The following is a 14,278-nucleotide window of genomic DNA, read 5'->3' on the forward strand; positions in this document are numbered from 1 at the left end:
CAGACCCGCACCTTGGCGTGGTCGCCCTGGCCGGGGTGGGTGAGGGTGACCGTGATGTCGCAGAACGCCGGTACGTCGGGGACGTGGTTCTCCCCCAGCGGGAAGACCGCCGGTACGTCGACGGTGCCCGCGGCGTGCGCCACCGCGGTGACGGCCTCCACGCGGGTGCCGGCCGGAGCCGCCATCAGCGGGGCGGTACAGCTGTACCGGGGGGTGGCGTTCTCCGCGGCCGCCGAGGCGGCCGGTACGTACAGCGCGGCGGCCAGGGGCACCGCGGCCGCGAGTACGGTCACAAGTCGTTTCATCGGGTTCCGTTCATGGTGGTGAGGTGTGAGGTGTGAGGTGTCGCCGTTCGGCGCGGACGCGCTACGGCATTGCGTGGTGTGCATGGGTGTGCATGGGTGTGCGTGGGTGTGCGTGGGTGTGCGCGGGTGTGCCGACCGGCAGGGGTCTGCGCACCGGCGGCGGTTGGCCCGCCGTCGGCCGTGGCCGGGTGCCCGCTCGGGGAGGGCGCCCGCCTCCTCCGGGGCCGACGGGATCAACAATGGCCCGCCGCGATGGGGCGGTGCATCAGTCAGTTGACGGCGGATCACGCCCGTCGGCGGGTACTGCTCCGCCGGCCCCGGAGGGCCGCGGCGGCGCTGGAAGCCGCCGGTCGGGGCGGCTGCGCCGCAGGTCAGCGCGTCGGCCGGGCAACGGTCGCCGGCGGGCGTCCGGGCGCACGGCTACGTCATTCGACGGTCCTGGTGCCGTCGGGGTCATCGGTCAGCCACCGGGAGTGGTGGCGCTGCGCCCAGCGGCGGCCGACATGGCCGGTGCGCATCCCCCGCCGGGCCTCCGGGTCCCGCAGGGCCTGCCGGACGTGCCCGGCCAGGACGACGGCCACGGCCCAGGCGAGGCAGTCGTGGACGAAGATCGCGCTGGTGCGGGAGACGAACGGCAGCAGCCGGGTGAACCACATCAGCAGCCCGGTGGCCGTCATCACCAGGACGGCGCCGGCGATCCAGCCCGCCCAGAGCTTCTGGCCCGCGTTGAACTTGCCGGCCGGCCGGTCCTGCGGCCGGGTGAGGCGGCGGCGCGCGGCCCGCAGCCACTGCCGGTCGTAGCTCGCGAAGCGGTTCAGGCGCCGCAGGTCGGCCCGCAGCTCGCGGGAGAGCAGGCCGAGCAGCAGGGGCAGCGGCAGCAGGACGCCCGACCACTCATGAACGGTGATCATGAGCCTGCGCCGTCCGACGAGCTGGGCGACCGGGCCGATGTACAGGCAGACGGCGGTGGCCAGGCAGAGGAGCATCAGCAGCCCGGTGGTCCGGTGCACCAGCCGCTCGGCGCGGGTGAACCGGCGGATCCGGCCGCCCGGCTCAGGCTGCGTCGGGGCCGCGGTCGGCGCCGGGGAGCCAGCCGTCGACGTCATATCCGTAGTCCTCCCAGTAGCCGGGGATCACCCGGTCGGTGACGGTGATGCCGGAGAGCCACTTCGCCGACTTGTAGAAGTACATCGGTGCCACGTACAGGCGGACCGGGCCGCCGTGCGCATGGCTGATCGGCTGGTCCTGCATGGTCAGCGCCACCAGGACGTCGGGGCGGCGGGCCTGTTCCAGTGTCAGGCTCTCGCTGTAGGCGCCGTCGAAGCAGGTGAAGCGCAGTGCGGCGCCCTCGCTGCGCACGCCGGCCGCGTCCAGCAGGTCGGCGAGCCGCACGCCCTGGAAGGGGGTGTCGTCCACCCGCCAGCCGTCGGTGCACAGCACGTCGTGGACGACGCGGGTCTGCGGGAGGGCCCGCAGGTCCGGCAGGGTGTACGTGCGCGGCCGGTCGACGAGGCCGTCCACGCGCAGGCCGTAGTCGGTCTCGTCCTTGCGCGGCACGGAGCCGACGACGCTGTAGTAGCGGAACCCGCCGGGGTCCGGCAGCAGACCGGTCAGGCCGGTCGGGTCGTGCTGCGAGGCCGCGCCGAGGGCGTCCTCCCAGCCGCGCTGCAGGTACGGCGCCGCGGCGAGACCCGCGACGCCCGCCGCCAGGGTGCCCAGCAGCATCCGACGTCCCACCGGTGCCCCCTGGGCCCACCGGTCGCGTTCTTCCCTCATCTGACGCCCCTCCTCCGGTCCCGCGCCGATCGGATCGCACGGTCGCGCCGGAACACCCTCGGCGGCACACCTCGGCCGTGGGACATGTGCGCCGAGGATGCGACGAGCAGTAAGTAACCGTTCTGAACGGTTACGATGGTGGCATCTGCCCGCCGCTCCGTCAAGACACCCCGACCACCCCTGCGAACACCCCGAGGACGCCGGCCGCACACCCGGAACACCCGGGGACGCCGGCCGGTACTGCTAGGCTGGCGACCGACCGACCCATCGACGGAAGCGTGGATGCAGACATGACGAGCGACGACGACATCTCCGGGTGAGATCCACCCCTGAGGCCGTTCGCGGGTGCTGGGCACCCGGCGCGACGGCCCGGTTCGTCGTGCCCGTCCCCCCTGTCTGCCCGGGGCGGAGGTGTCTCCGCCCCGCTCTCACCCCCGGGTTGTCCTGATGTCCCAGAACTCCGTCGTCTGCTCCCAGCTGTCCTTCTCCTGGCCCGACGACACCCCCGTCTTCCAGGAGCTGTCCTTCGCCCTCGGCGCCGGCCGCACCGGCCTCGTCGCCCCCAACGGCTCGGGCAAGAGCACCCTGCTCAAACTGATCGCGGGTCTGCTCACCCCCACCGCCGGGGCGTTGACCGTCAGCGGCACGACCGCCCACCTGCCGCAGGACCTGCCCCTGACCGCCGGTCTCACGGTCGCCGAGGTCCTCGGTGTCGCCGCGGTGATCCGCGCCATCGACGCGGTCGAGTCCGGCGACGTGGCCGAGGAACACTTCACCACCATCGGCGACGACTGGGACGTCGAGGAGCGCTGCCTGGCCCAGCTCGAACGCCTCGGCCTGGGCGGCGTCCGCCTGGACCGGCGGCTGGACGCCCTCAGCGGCGGCCAGATCGTGCAGCTCGGCCTCGCGGCGCAGCTGCTCAAGCGGCCGGACGTGCTGCTGCTCGACGAACCCACCAACAACCTCGACCTGCCAGCCCGCCGTCGGCTCCACGAGGTGCTGGAGAGCTTCTCCGGCTGCCTGCTGCTGGTCAGCCACGACCGCGCCCTGCTCGACCGGATGGACCGGATCGCCGAGCTCGACTCCCACGAACTGCGCCTGTACGGAGGCGACTTCACCTCGTACGAGCAGGCCGTGCAGGCCGGCCGGGAGGTAGCGGAGAAGAACATCCGCAACGCCGAGCAGGAGCTCAAGCGGGAGAAGCGGGAGATGCAGCAGGCCCGCGAGCGCGCCGAGCGCCGGGCGGGCAACGCGGCCCGCAACCTGAAGAGCGCCGGACTGCCGCGGATCTTCGCCGGCACCATGAAGCGCGGCGCCCAGGAGTCGGCCGGACGTTCCGGCCAGCTGCACGCGGCCCGCGTCGGCGACGCCAGGGCCCGGCTCGACGAGGCCGAGCGCGGACTGCGCGACGAGCAGCGCCTCACCCTGGACCTCGCCGGCACCCGGGTGCCCGCCGGCCGCGACCTCTTCATCGGCGAGGACCTCCAGGTGCGGCGCGACGACCGCCCCCTCTTCGCCGGCGACGGCGCCGCCCTGACCGTCCGGGGCCCCGAGCGGATCGCCCTCGTCGGCCCGAACGGGGCCGGCAAGACCACCCTGCTGCGGATGCTCGTCGGGGACCTCGCCCCGGAAAGCGGACGGATCAAGCGCGCGGACGGCCGCGTCGCCTACCTCTCCCAGCGGCTGGACCTGCTGGACGAGGACCGCACCGTGGCGGAGAACTTCACCGCGGCGGCGCCGGAGCTGCCGGAGGCCGAGCGGATGAACCTGCTCGCCCGCTTCCTCTTCCGCGGCGCCCGGGCCCACCTGCCGGTCCGGGTGCTCTCCGGCGGCGAGCGGCTGCGCGCCACCCTGGTCTGTGTGCTGTGCGCCGTGCCCGCCCCGCAGCTGCTGCTGCTCGACGAACCGACGAACAACCTCGACCTGGTCAGCGTCGGCCAGCTCGAAAGCGCCCTCAACTCCTACCAGGGGGCCTTCGTCGTGGTCAGCCACGACGAGCGGTTCCTCACCGCGATCGGGGTGGACCGGTGGCTTCGGCTGGCGGACGGCTCGCTGGAGGAGGCGGCGGCACCGGAGGTGTGAGCGCAGCCGCCCAGGCCCTGGACCTGCCGCCGGCCCGCGCCGAGGCAACACCGCCCGCGCGGGCCGGCACCCCTCACCCGACCGGAGATCCGCCATGCCCCGACCTGCCACGCCCCGACCCGCCCGACCCGCCCGACCTGGGACAGCTCAACCCGGAACTGTCCGACCCGGAACCGCCCAGCCGCGACCCGTCCGGCCCGGGCCTGCCCTGATCGCCCACGACCTGGTCCGGATCCTCGACGGCCGGAGGGTCCTGGACGGCGTCTCCCTGTCGGCGGCACCGGGCCGGCGCATCGGCCTGATCGGGGAGAACGGTGTCGGCAAGTCCACCCTGCTGCGCCTGCTGGCCGGCGTGGACGAGCCGGACGGCGGCCACGTCACCCGCCCGCCCGGACTCGGCTTCCTGCGGCAGGAGGCGCCCTTCGACAGCACGGCCACCGTCGCCGACGTCCTGGACGACGCACTGCGCGAAGCACGCGAGGACCTCTCCGAACTCGACCGGCTCGCGGCGGAGATCGCAGGCGGCACGGAGGGGCTCCCAGCCCGTCCGGAGTTGCTGGACGCCTACGCCGACCGGCTGGAGCGCGCCCGGCAGCGCGAGTCCTGGGACGCCGACCGGCAGGCGGCCCGGGTGCTGGACCGGCTGGGACTCGGCCGGATCGGCCACGACCGGACGCTGGGCTCGCTCTCCGGCGGCCGGCGTGGCCGTCTCGCCCTCGCCGCACTGCTGATCCGGCGACCGTCGGCGCTGCTGCTGGACGAGCCGACCAACCACCTGGACGACGAGGCGGCGGCCTTCGTCGAGGAACAACTCCTGCGCATGCCCGGGGTGGTGGTCGTGGCCGGACACGACCGGGCCTTCCTGGACGCCGTCTGCACCGACCTGATCGACCTCGACCCGGCCGTGGACGGCCCGGTCCGCCACGGTGGCAACTACCGCACCTACCTGGCCGCGAAGCGGGCCGGGCGCGAGCGGTGGGAACGCCGCTGGGCGGAGGAGCAGGAGGAGTTGGCGGCGCTGCGCCAGGCGACGGGTGCGACGGGTGCGACGGGTGCGACGGCCCACCGCGTCGCCCCCGACCGCGGCCGGACCGACAACGAGAAGATGGGGTACGGGCACCGGGCGGGCCGGGTCCAGCAGCAGATCTCCCGCCGGGTCCGCAACGCCACCCGGCGCCTCGCCGAACTGGAACGGGACGGCGTCCGCCGGCCGCCGGCCCCGCTGCGGTTCGCCCCCGACGCCCTCGCCGTGCCCGTCGCGCCGCCGCCTGCGGCGGACGCCGGGGCTCCGGGGGCTCCGTGGACCGCCGGGGTTCCGGGGGCCGCCGAAGCCACCGGGGCTCCGGGGGCCGGCGAGGACGCGCCGCTGGTGTCGCTACGCGGCGTCCGCGTGCCCGGCCGGCTCACCGTGGACGCCCTGCGGATCACGACGACCGACCGGCTCCTGGTCACCGGGGCGAACGGCACCGGCAAGTCGACGCTGCTGGCGGTGCTCGCGGGCCGTCCGGTGCCCGAGGGGGAGGTGACCCGCCGTCCGGGAGCGACCGTGGGGCTGCTCGCCCAGGACACGGTGTTCGGGCACCCCGGGCGCACCGTCCGCGACACCTACCGTCAGGCCCTCGGCGAGGAACGGGCGCAGGCGGTGCCGCTGTCCTCGCTCGGCCTGCTCCACGCGGCGGACCTGGGCAAGCCCGTCGCCCACCTGTCGGCAGGGCAGCGCAGGCGGCTCGCTCTGGCGATCCTGGTGGCCCGGCCGCCGCACCTGCTGTTGCTGGACGAGCCGACGAACCACCTCTCCCCCACCCTCTGCGACGAGCTGGAGGACGCCCTGGGCACCGGACCGGGCGCGGTCGTCGTCGCCAGCCACGACCGGTGGCTGCGCGGGCGGTGGGCGGGCCGCGAGATCCGGCTGGGCGGATAGGACGAACAGCCTTCGCATGTGCCCCCGGGTGCCCCGAGGACGTCCACACGTGTGACCGTCCGGCCGCTCGTCCCTGCCCTGAATTGCGTCACCTTTCGGAGAGGTTATTTAGCCGCACCTCAGGGCAGGACGGAGCAGGATGACGGTGACGCCCACGCCCGGACCGGGCTTCGGCCGGCCCGCCGGCCGGGGAAACGGTGCAGCGGCCCTCTGCGGCCCTCCATCGCATCACGGCGTCACCGGGGGGACCTGACGCCGGAACAGGCGTACCGTCCCGGATGGCCTGGGGCCTCCGGGACGGTACGCCTGGCGGGCGGGTCAGTCCTCGCCGCGCAGGATCGTCAGGACCTGGAGCACCTCCAGGTAGATCCACACCAGGGTGGTGGTGAGGCCGAAGGCCGCGAACCACGCGTCCTCCGGGGGAGCCCCCTGGGCGATGCCGTCCTCCACCTGCCGGAAGTCCAGGGCCAGGAAGGCCGCGCCGATCAGGACTCCCGCGACACCGAACGCCACCCCCGGGCCGCCGCTGCCGAACCCGAGGGAGTCGGCCCCGAAGGCGGAGAACAGCAGGTCGGCGGCCAGCAGCAGGAGGAGTCCGGTCGCGGCCGCCGTCGCGAAGCCGGCGAACCTGCGGGTGACCCGGATCCAACGGAGCCGGTAGGCGATGAGCACACCGGCGAAGACCGCCATCGTGCCGAGCACCGCCTGCACCACCACGCCGGGGGCGATGAAGGTGGAGGTGGCCTCGGAGAAGGTGCCGAGGAAGACGCCTTCCAGCGCCGCGTAACCGAGGATCAGCGCCGGTGCGGGCCTCGACCGGAACGTCTGGACCATCGCGAGGAGGAAGGCGACCAGTGCGGCACCGGCCCCGACGGCGTAGGAGGTACCGACACCGGCCGGGTCGACCGGCAGCAGGACCCAGGACAGCACGGCGGCGAGGACCAGGATGCCGAGGGTGGCACCCGTCCGGACCGTGACGTCGTCGATGGTCATGGCCCGGTGCTTCGTGAACGTCATCCCGACGAGGTTCGGCGCGGACCCGAAGGCCGGCGGTCCGGCGGGGGCCGGCCCCTGCGGCCCGGCTCCGACCGTGGCGCCCACCGGCTCGGGCTGCCGGACGGCGGCGCCCTCGGTGGCCTCTTGGCGGCGGAAGCCTCGCCGGGCGAAGACCGGGTTGCTGCTGCGCATGGCGTTCCTTCCAGGGCCGTGGTGTCCCGCGGCCCTCGGTGTGAGTCGGGTGCGCGCGCAGACCTGAGATGAGACCCCGAGGCCCGCTGAACGCATAACCACTCTGACAGGTGACGCGACGAGACGCAAGGCCGCCCTTCGCTCGCCGAACAGTGCACGGTGGAGCCATATTTGGCGTTTGCACCGAATTACTGCACGGCAACGACCGCAAGAAGACCCTCGTGATAACTACTCGAAAGGGTTACTGCGCCGGGGCGGACTGCGGTGCTCCTCCCGTCGCGAAGCTCCGCCGCGACGAGTGCGGGCTCCGGCGCACCCGCCGCGCCGAGTGCGGCGACCCGGCCGCCGGGGGCCCCTCCGCACCGACCGGCGACCGCGCTCCGGCGGGCGCTCAGCCGCCCGGCCGGCCCTCCCCTGCCGCAGCGACCACGAACCACTGGGCCGGCAGGGCCACCCGCGTCCCGTCCGGGTGACGCTCGCTCATCGCGAGGTCCGTCCCGCCCTGGTCCAGGATCTCCAGGCCGGCTCCGCGCAGCAGCTCGGGCAGCTCCCCCGGGGCGACCTCGGCCGGGCGCTGCTGGTGCTTGCGGACCTGACGGAGCTTGTCCGACGGGCCACCGGGCCGTTCGGCGGCCTGCTGGATCACCGCCTTGGCGGCGGCGGTCGGCTCGACCACGAAACCGCGGCCGCGCCGGCCGAGCAGCAGGGCGACCGAGGCCGCGACCGGCGCCCGGTCGGCCGGGTCGCTCTGGTGGAGCACCGCCCGCAGGTAGACGTTGGCCTCGCCGAGCCGGTCACCGAGTCGCCGCACCCCCACCGGGTCGGTGAGGTCGAGCTGTTCGAACTCGGCCACCGCCTCGCGGTCCGCCCGACGGGCGTGCGCCACGGCCGAGGGGGAGAGGTCGACGCCCACCGCTCGCCGGAAGTGCCCGGCGAGGTAGCGGGTCTGGGTGCCGTTGCCGCAGCCGAGGTCCACGACCGGCAGCGTACGGTCGGCGTGGGCGGCGAGCAGCGCGGTGTGCGGGGCCGCCGTCAGCGACGGGTCCGCGTCCCAGAACGGTTCTCCCGGCTCACCCGTGTTCTCGGCCCAGAAGCCCTCCCACGCGCGTACGTAGCGCTCCGAAGTACTCATCCCCAGGTCTCCCGTGTGTCGTGGCGGTGCGTACCAGCCCCCGTACCGGCGCCCGGGCGGGCGGAAACCGCCCGGCCGGATCCTTCACACCACGTTCGACCCCGTGCCGGCAAACCACCCGGACGGTGGACCCTGCCCGGTCCGGCCTCACCGGCCTGCGTCGGCCCGGCCCGCGTACGTGGCCGCTCCGAGGACGGCGACGTGCGCTCTCTCCAAGGGCCGTGGTGTCCCTGCCGTGGCACGGGCCGCGGCGTTCGCCTCCAGGCTCGCCAAGCCGTTCCCTGGCCCACCGGGCCAGGAAGCCCCGGGCCCCGGTGGGCGAGCGCGGGGACAAGGCCGCGGGGCCGTCGAGCGCTGAGCCGGGGCCGGCCGCTCGGCGGGCTCGGGTCCATCGGCCGGCGGCCCGGGCGGCACGACGCTCAGCGGCCCTCCAGCACCCAGCCGGCGTTGTACGGGTCGGACACCGCCAGCAGGGCGCCCGGCCGTACCGGGAGGCCGTCGGCCGGGGCGGCCGGTGGTTCGGCCGTCAGCCGTCCGACGCTGCGCAGTTCCTCGGAGAGCACGTCGACAGTGATAGGCAGCGGGTGTCCGGCGAGATGGGTCAGCCGCAGGTCGGCCGCGGGCCCGCGCCAGCGCACCAGGGTGCTCCCCGTGCTCTCCCTCCGCGGGGCGAAGGCGCGCACCGAGTCGAGCGGGGTGACCTGCAGCCGCCACTGCCCCCAGGCGAGGACGCGGATCAGCTCGGGCGCTGTGCCCGCGCCGATCAGGGCACCGTGGCAACTGCGGCCGGGCGTGCCCGTCTTCAGCCGCCAGTCGTACCGGCCCGGGCCCCAGCCGGTCACCTCGGCGACATTGACATCGCCGACGTGGGCGACGGAGAGCACCGCGGGCGGGCCCTCGTAGCGCAGCACCTCGGCGCCGTCGCCGGCGGCCGCCCGTCGCAGCGGCCGGGCGTGCTCGACGTCGGTGAGCCGCAGCTCCCACTCCCGGTCCGGCCCGTCGACCCGGATCCGCAGGCTGCGCAGCCCCGCCGTCCGCTCGTCGGCCCCCAGGAGGAAGCGGTGGTCCGGGCTGAGGCCGAGGCCGGGGTGGTACTCGCGCCGCAGCCCGTCGTCGTCCAGCACCTCCAGGCTGGGGGCCAGTTGGCGTCCCCGCCCCTCGTAGTGGAAGTCGAGCAGGACGGGGCCGGCCTCGCGGGGCCGTTCGAACAGCATCGTCGCGGTGCCGACCCAGCGTCGCACGGGTGAGCGCGGGTCGGGCGCGTCCACGGGTGTGACGCTGATCGACCAGTCCTGCGCCTGCTCCACCGCGAGCAGTGTCGGCCCGTCGAGCGGGACGACGTACCGCCAGGTCGGCTCCGCCCCGGTGTCCGTCCCGGGTTCGGGTCCGAGGCCCTCCAGCAGGTGCGGGACGGACTTCAGGACGACGCGGTCCCGGTCCGGGCCGTTGGGGTGGGCCGCCAGGACGAACCGCTCGTGGGTGGCGCGGTGGGTGATCGTCGCCCATCCGGCCGGCCCCCGGTAGTCCAGCACCTCCGGGCCCGCTCCCGCGACCTCGCGGGTGAAGGTCCGCGCGGTGGGGACCTCGCGCACCCGCAGCGACCAGTGGCCCTCGGTCTCCACCCACAGCTTCTGGTGCCGCCCCTGGCGGTCCCGGGGGAGCAGCACCAGCGCCTCGGAGTCCTCGGCCTCGAACCGCCGGACGAAGTGGCCGCGGCGGCCGGTGGGGCGCACGGTGAAGAGGTCCATCCGCGCCCCGCGCTGCTTGCGGACGGCGAGCAGCACCGCGCGCTCGGGCTTCGGGAACTCCAACCGCGCCCGCCCCTGGCCCTTTCCCCGACTGAACACGTGAGCCGCCACCGTCCCGCCCCTCCCCCGACGCCGTGGGCACGTCCACGGCCACCGCACGTACAGCTCCCACAGCACGGTACGGGCGGGGCGGCGTCCGCGTCATCGGCTTGCACCGATCGGTGCCGCGCCCGCCGCCCGCCGGCCGCTCAGTGCAGGTTGAGGTTGAACGTCAGGGCCGGGACGGCGTTCTGGACGAGGGACTGCGCCTGCTCGGGCCACCAGGCGCCGGCGGCGGGGTCCACGGCACCGTACTCGGGGTCGATGGTGCCGCCGGGGACACTGCGGTTGCACTGGCCGTCGGACTGGCCGACGGTCTTGACCCAGAGGTAGGCGTCCACCAGGGGGACGCCGGTGTCTGCGGTGGGCCGGGCGCCGATGCCGCGGCCGGGTGCGTTGCACCAGATCTGCGGGTCGCCGGAGTACTTGCCCTGGGGCGGGGTCCAGGCGCCGCGGCCGTTGCGGCTGGTGTCGACGACGAAGTGGGTGAGTTGACCGGTGGGCGGGGTGCCGGCGTTCTGCTGGAACCACTGGTCGGTCCAGTGCCAGGTGCTCGGGTCGTCCGGATCGACCGCGTTGCCGGGCAGGCCGTCGTTCGGGGCGGCCGAGGAGTAGTACTGGCCGGCGCAGGAATCCGCGTGCCCGTTCGCCCAGGCCGGGCCCTTGGTGGCGAACCAGAGGCAGGTGGAGACCCAGGTGCCGTAGTGGGTGTTCAGGTCGGTGGCCAGGTTGTTGGAGACGTTGAGCGAGAATCCCTGGGTGCGGGCCACGCCGGCCTGCAGCAGCCGCTGGGCGATGTCGCCGACGCTCTTCCAGTGGCTGTTGCCCGCGTCCAGGTACACCGAGGTGCCCGGCTGCCCCTCCAGTGCGTCGACGGCGGTGTTGAGGTCCGCGATGCGGCCCGCGGTGAGGACACCGGTGGGGTCGGACGCGGGACCGCAGTCGGACGGCAGGTTGGCGAGGCCGTCCGGTTCCAGCACGACGACGGCCTTGCCGTTGCCGATGCCCTGGGCGAAGGCCTTGATCCACGCCTGGTACTCGGCGTCGGACTGCGCGCCGCCGGCGGAGTACAGCGAGCAGTCGCGCAGCGGGATGTTGTAGGCGACGAGCGTCGGCACCGTGCCGGTGCGCCCGGCGTCCCGCATCAGCTTCGCCACCTGGGTCCTGACCTCGGCGGGGGTGCCGCCGGTGAACCAGGTGGCCTCCGGCCAGCTCGCCAGCTTCGCCATCGTCGCGGCGCCGGCCAGGTCGTGGTTCTTCAGGTCGGTGACGGCCTGGTGGGCGGCGTCACTGTCGGGGTCGACGTAGAAGCGGGTGCCGGCGGGCAGGGTGTGACCGGCCGCTGTCGCCGGCGGTGCGGGCGAGGCCGTCGCGGGGGCGGCGAGGCCGAGTACCAGCGCGACGGCGGCGGCGGGGAGCACGGTTCTGGGCAGGTGGTGGGTCATCGGGTTCCTCGGGTGTGGTCGGAGCTGGGAGCTGGTGGTGAGAGGCCCGGCGCACCGGGGTTCGGGGTGCGCCGGGCCGGGCCGTGCGTACGGCTGCGGCCTTCAGCCGTGGACGGGATTCAGTAGCCGTAGATCATCTTGTAGGCGACCTCGGGGAGGAACTGGCCGGCCGCCGAACCGGCTCCGACGCCGCAGTTGCCGTCGGACTCGCCCGGTGTCTTGATCCACAGCAGCATCTCGGCGCCGCCGCCGAGCTGGGTGGGAGTGCCGGTCCTGCGGCCGGCGGGGTTGCACCAGGCGCCGTTCGAGCCGTTCCCGTTGCGGCTGGTGTCGACGGTGAAGGGCTTGGTGTAGCCGTAGGAGGACTTGAGGGCCGAGTTGACCGAGCCGGCGTAGCTGGTGTTCTCGGCGGTGGTGTAGAAGTTGGAGACGTTCAGCGAGAAGCCGTGGGTCCGGCTGAGGCCCGCGGCGTTCAGGTGCTGGGCCATCGTGGACGCGCTGATCCAGCCGGGGTTCCCGGCGTCCAGGTAGACCCAGGTGTTGGGTGCCTTGTTGTTGAACTGCGTGATGGCGTTGTTGAGCAGGGCGTTGCGGCTGGAGATCTGGGCGGACGTCATGCAGCTCTGGTCGCCGAGCGCGTCGGGTTCCAGGACGACGACGGCGGGACGGCTGCCGATGCCGCTCGCGAAGGCCGCGATCCAGGTGTCGTAGGCGGCGGCGGAGCCCGCACCGCCGGCCGACTGGCCGCCGCAGATGTCGCGGTCCGGGATGTTGTAGGCGACCAGGACGGGGAGCTTGCCCGAGGCCTGGGCGGCGCCGACGTAGGCACCGGTGGCGGTGCCGATCGCGCCGCTCCAGTTGCCGAACCAGCGGGCCATCGGGACGGCGGCGATGGAGGCCTTGATCGCGGCGGCGCGCCCGTCGGCGGGGTTGGCGGCCGCCCACGCGGCGGCGCTGGAGTTGGGGTCGACGTAGAAGCCGCTGGTGCTGGTCACGGGGTCCGCGTGCGCGGCGGTGGGAGCCGCGAGCGCCAGCGGAAGGGCGAGCAGGATCGCCGCGATCGGACGGAAGGATCTGCGCATGGAGGAACCTCTTCTCGGGTGGGGGCGCCGCACGGCCGCGTGAGGACGGCGGTTCGACGAGGAGCGAGGTGCACGACAGCGGGGTGGCCGGGGCGTCGTGGTCGGCCGGCGTTCAGCTCCCGTGGCTGACTGCCGAAGCGTGTCCGGTGTCCGTGGGACGGTGACTGGAAGCGCCTCTTTTTGGAAGCGCTTCCGGTCACCCTCACAGCCACCCGTCGCTGCCGGGCCATCGTGGATCCGTTCTCAGGACTGTGTCAAGAGCGCCGCCGCAGCCGGCTTCACGCGGATGCCGAAGCCTTATATAGTTCCTCACCGGAAGCGCTTCCGGATGTGGTTCGGCCCGACGGGGCGAGCGAGCTACCCTCCTGAGGTACCGAGACCGGGGAGAGATGCCGTGACAGACGAGCCGACGCGCCGACGGCCGACCCTGGACGAGGTGGCGGAGCGCGCGGGCGTCTCGCGCACCGCCGCGTCCAGGGTGCTCAACAACGCGCCCCACGTCAGCCGCGACAAGCGCGAGGCCGTGCAACGCGCGATCCGGGAGCTGGGCTACGTGCCCAACCCCACCGCGCGGGCACTGGCCACGCAGCAGGCGGGCGCGGTGGCCCTCATCGTGGCCGGCGACGACCCCGCGGTCTTCGCCGACCCGTTCTTCGGCCAGGTCGTCGCCGGCGCCACCACCGTCCTGGAGGAGACCGACCTCCACCTGATGCTCTGTCTGGCCACGTCCGCCCGGGGCCAGTTGCGGGTGCAGCAGCTGCTGCACACCCGCGCCGTGGACGGCGTCATGCTGATGGCGCTGCGCGAGGGCGACCCGCTGACCAGGCTCGCCCTCGACGCGGACATCCCCGCCGTCTTCGGCGGCCGGCCCCTGGGACAGGACGTGCCCTCCTTCGTGGACGTGGACAACGTCGGCGGGGCCCGGGCCGCGACCGAGTACCTGATCTCCCAGGGCCGCACCCGCATCGCGATGATCACCGGCCCGCTGGACACCGACGTCAGCCGCGCCCGCCACCGGGGCTACCGCGAAGCCCTCACCCTGGCCGGGCTCACCCCCCACGGCGAGGAACCCGGCGACTTCACCGAACTCGGCGGGATCACCGCCATGGACGCCCTGCTGGCCCGGCACCCGGACACCGACGCCGTCTTCGCCGCCAACGACAACATGGCGGCGGGCGCGCTGCGGGCGCTGCGCCGCGCCGGCCGCACGGTGCCCGGCGACACCGCCGTCATCGGTTTCGACGACCTGCCGGTCGCCGAGGTGTCCGACCCGCCGCTCACGACGATCCACCAGCCCATCCAGGCCCTCGGCCAGGAGATGACCCGCATGCTGCTGGCCCTCGTCGCAGGCGGGAGCCCGAGCCCGCTGCTCCTGCCCACCCGGCTGGTCCGGCGCGAATCCGCCTGACACCGTCGGCGCGGCTGACGCGGCTCCCCGGCGGCCCGCCAGCCTGTGGAGCCGGCCGGCCCCGGCAGCGCCTGCGGTGGGCGGCGGGCCCT

General features: G+C 74.2%; 10 protein-coding genes and 1 pseudogene. 3 read left to right on the plus strand and 8 right to left on the minus strand.

The annotated features are described in order from the left end of the window. The 3 genes and pseudogenes from IE329_RS37690 to IE329_RS37700 form a co-directional block, all read right to left on the minus strand. Positions 1 to 305 (minus strand): annotated as a pseudogene (locus IE329_RS37690) (tannase/feruloyl esterase family alpha/beta hydrolase); the annotation flags it as partial. 425 nt (positions 306 to 730) lie between these two features. Beyond that, positions 731 to 1,411 (minus strand): cytochrome b/b6 domain-containing protein, encoded by a 681-nt coding sequence (locus tag IE329_RS37695; protein ID WP_190215579.1) that lies wholly within the window; start codon positions 1,409 to 1,411, stop codon positions 731 to 733. Further along, positions 1,359 to 2,081 carry a molybdopterin-dependent oxidoreductase gene (locus IE329_RS37700; RefSeq protein ID WP_190215580.1) on the minus strand — a complete coding sequence of 241 codons (723 nt, stop codon included), beginning with the start codon at positions 2,079 to 2,081 and terminating at the stop codon, positions 1,359 to 1,361. Before IE329_RS37700 ends, IE329_RS37695 begins: the two co-directional genes overlap by 53 nt. Positions 2,082 to 2,528: 447 nt before the next feature. Here IE329_RS37700 and IE329_RS37705 point away from each other — a divergent pair, with 447 nt between their 5' ends. Both IE329_RS37705 and IE329_RS37710 read left to right on the plus strand, forming a co-directional pair. Then, the gene (locus tag IE329_RS37705) at positions 2,529 to 4,163 is read left to right on the plus strand and encodes an ABC-F family ATP-binding cassette domain-containing protein (RefSeq protein WP_190215581.1); all 1,635 of its coding nucleotides are present in this window, start codon (positions 2,529 to 2,531) and stop codon (positions 4,161 to 4,163) included. Between the two features lie 94 nt (positions 4,164 to 4,257). After that, positions 4,258 to 6,084 carry an ABC-F family ATP-binding cassette domain-containing protein gene (locus IE329_RS37710; RefSeq protein WP_190215582.1) on the plus strand — a complete coding sequence of 609 codons (1,827 nt, stop codon included), beginning with the start codon at positions 4,258 to 4,260 and terminating at the stop codon, positions 6,082 to 6,084. A 318-nt stretch (positions 6,085 to 6,402) separates the two neighbouring features. Here IE329_RS37710 and IE329_RS37715 read toward each other — a convergent pair whose 3' ends face one another. The 5 genes from IE329_RS37715 to IE329_RS37735 form a co-directional block, all read right to left on the minus strand. Continuing rightward, positions 6,403 to 7,272 (minus strand): Bax inhibitor-1/YccA family protein, encoded by an 870-nt coding sequence (locus IE329_RS37715; protein ID WP_190215583.1) that lies wholly within the window; start codon positions 7,270 to 7,272, stop codon positions 6,403 to 6,405. Positions 7,273 to 7,663: 391 nt separating this feature from the next. Continuing rightward, positions 7,664 to 8,404: a class I SAM-dependent methyltransferase gene (locus IE329_RS37720; RefSeq protein WP_190215584.1), complete on the minus strand. Its 741-nt coding sequence runs from the start codon at positions 8,402 to 8,404 to the stop codon at positions 7,664 to 7,666. A 419-nt stretch (positions 8,405 to 8,823) separates the two neighbouring features. After that, the gene (locus IE329_RS37725) at positions 8,824 to 10,215 is read right to left on the minus strand and encodes a hypothetical protein (protein WP_190215585.1); all 1,392 of its coding nucleotides are present in this window, start codon (positions 10,213 to 10,215) and stop codon (positions 8,824 to 8,826) included. Between the two features lie 185 nt (positions 10,216 to 10,400). Beyond that, complete coding sequence (locus tag IE329_RS37730) at positions 10,401 to 11,696, minus strand: glycoside hydrolase family 6 protein (RefSeq protein ID WP_190215586.1); 1,296 nt, start codon at positions 11,694 to 11,696, stop codon at positions 10,401 to 10,403. Between the two features lie 119 nt (positions 11,697 to 11,815). Beyond that, on the minus strand, positions 11,816 to 12,778 hold the full coding sequence (locus IE329_RS37735; RefSeq protein ID WP_190215587.1) for a glycoside hydrolase family 6 protein: 963 nt from the start codon (positions 12,776 to 12,778) through the stop codon (positions 11,816 to 11,818). A gap of 394 nt (positions 12,779 to 13,172) precedes the next feature. Here IE329_RS37735 and IE329_RS37740 point away from each other — a divergent pair, with 394 nt between their 5' ends. Continuing rightward, entirely contained in the window at positions 13,173 to 14,186 is a 1,014-nt protein-coding gene (locus tag IE329_RS37740; protein WP_229928090.1) for a LacI family DNA-binding transcriptional regulator, read from the plus strand. The last annotated feature ends 92 nt before the right edge of the window (positions 14,187 to 14,278 follow it).

It is taken from the genome of Kitasatospora indigofera (assembly GCF_014655955.1).
GTDB classification, from domain to species: domain Bacteria; phylum Actinomycetota; class Actinomycetes; order Streptomycetales; family Streptomycetaceae; genus Kitasatospora; species Kitasatospora indigofera.

Bases quoted from the DNA above. Each gene is read 5' to 3' on its own strand.
- IE329_RS37720 (WP_190215584.1), bottom strand. From the start codon at position 8,404: ATGAGTACTTCGGAGCGCTACGTACGCGCGTGGGAGGGCTTCTGGGCC.
- IE329_RS37700 (WP_190215580.1), bottom strand. From the start codon at position 2,081: ATGAGGGAAGAACGCGACCGGTGGGCCCAGGGGGCACCGGTGGGACGT.
- IE329_RS37715 (WP_190215583.1), bottom strand. From the start codon at position 7,272: ATGCGCAGCAGCAACCCGGTCTTCGCCCGGCGAGGCTTCCGCCGCCAA.
- IE329_RS37730 (WP_190215586.1), bottom strand. From the start codon at position 11,696: ATGACCCACCACCTGCCCAGAACCGTGCTCCCCGCCGCCGCCGTCGCG.
- IE329_RS37695 (WP_190215579.1), bottom strand. From the start codon at position 1,411: ATGACGTCGACGGCTGGCTCCCCGGCGCCGACCGCGGCCCCGACGCAG.
- IE329_RS37705 (WP_190215581.1), top strand. From the start codon at position 2,529: ATGTCCCAGAACTCCGTCGTCTGCTCCCAGCTGTCCTTCTCCTGGCCC.
- IE329_RS37710 (WP_190215582.1), top strand. From the start codon at position 4,258: ATGCCCCGACCTGCCACGCCCCGACCCGCCCGACCCGCCCGACCTGGG.
- IE329_RS37735 (WP_190215587.1), bottom strand. From the start codon at position 12,778: ATGCGCAGATCCTTCCGTCCGATCGCGGCGATCCTGCTCGCCCTTCCG.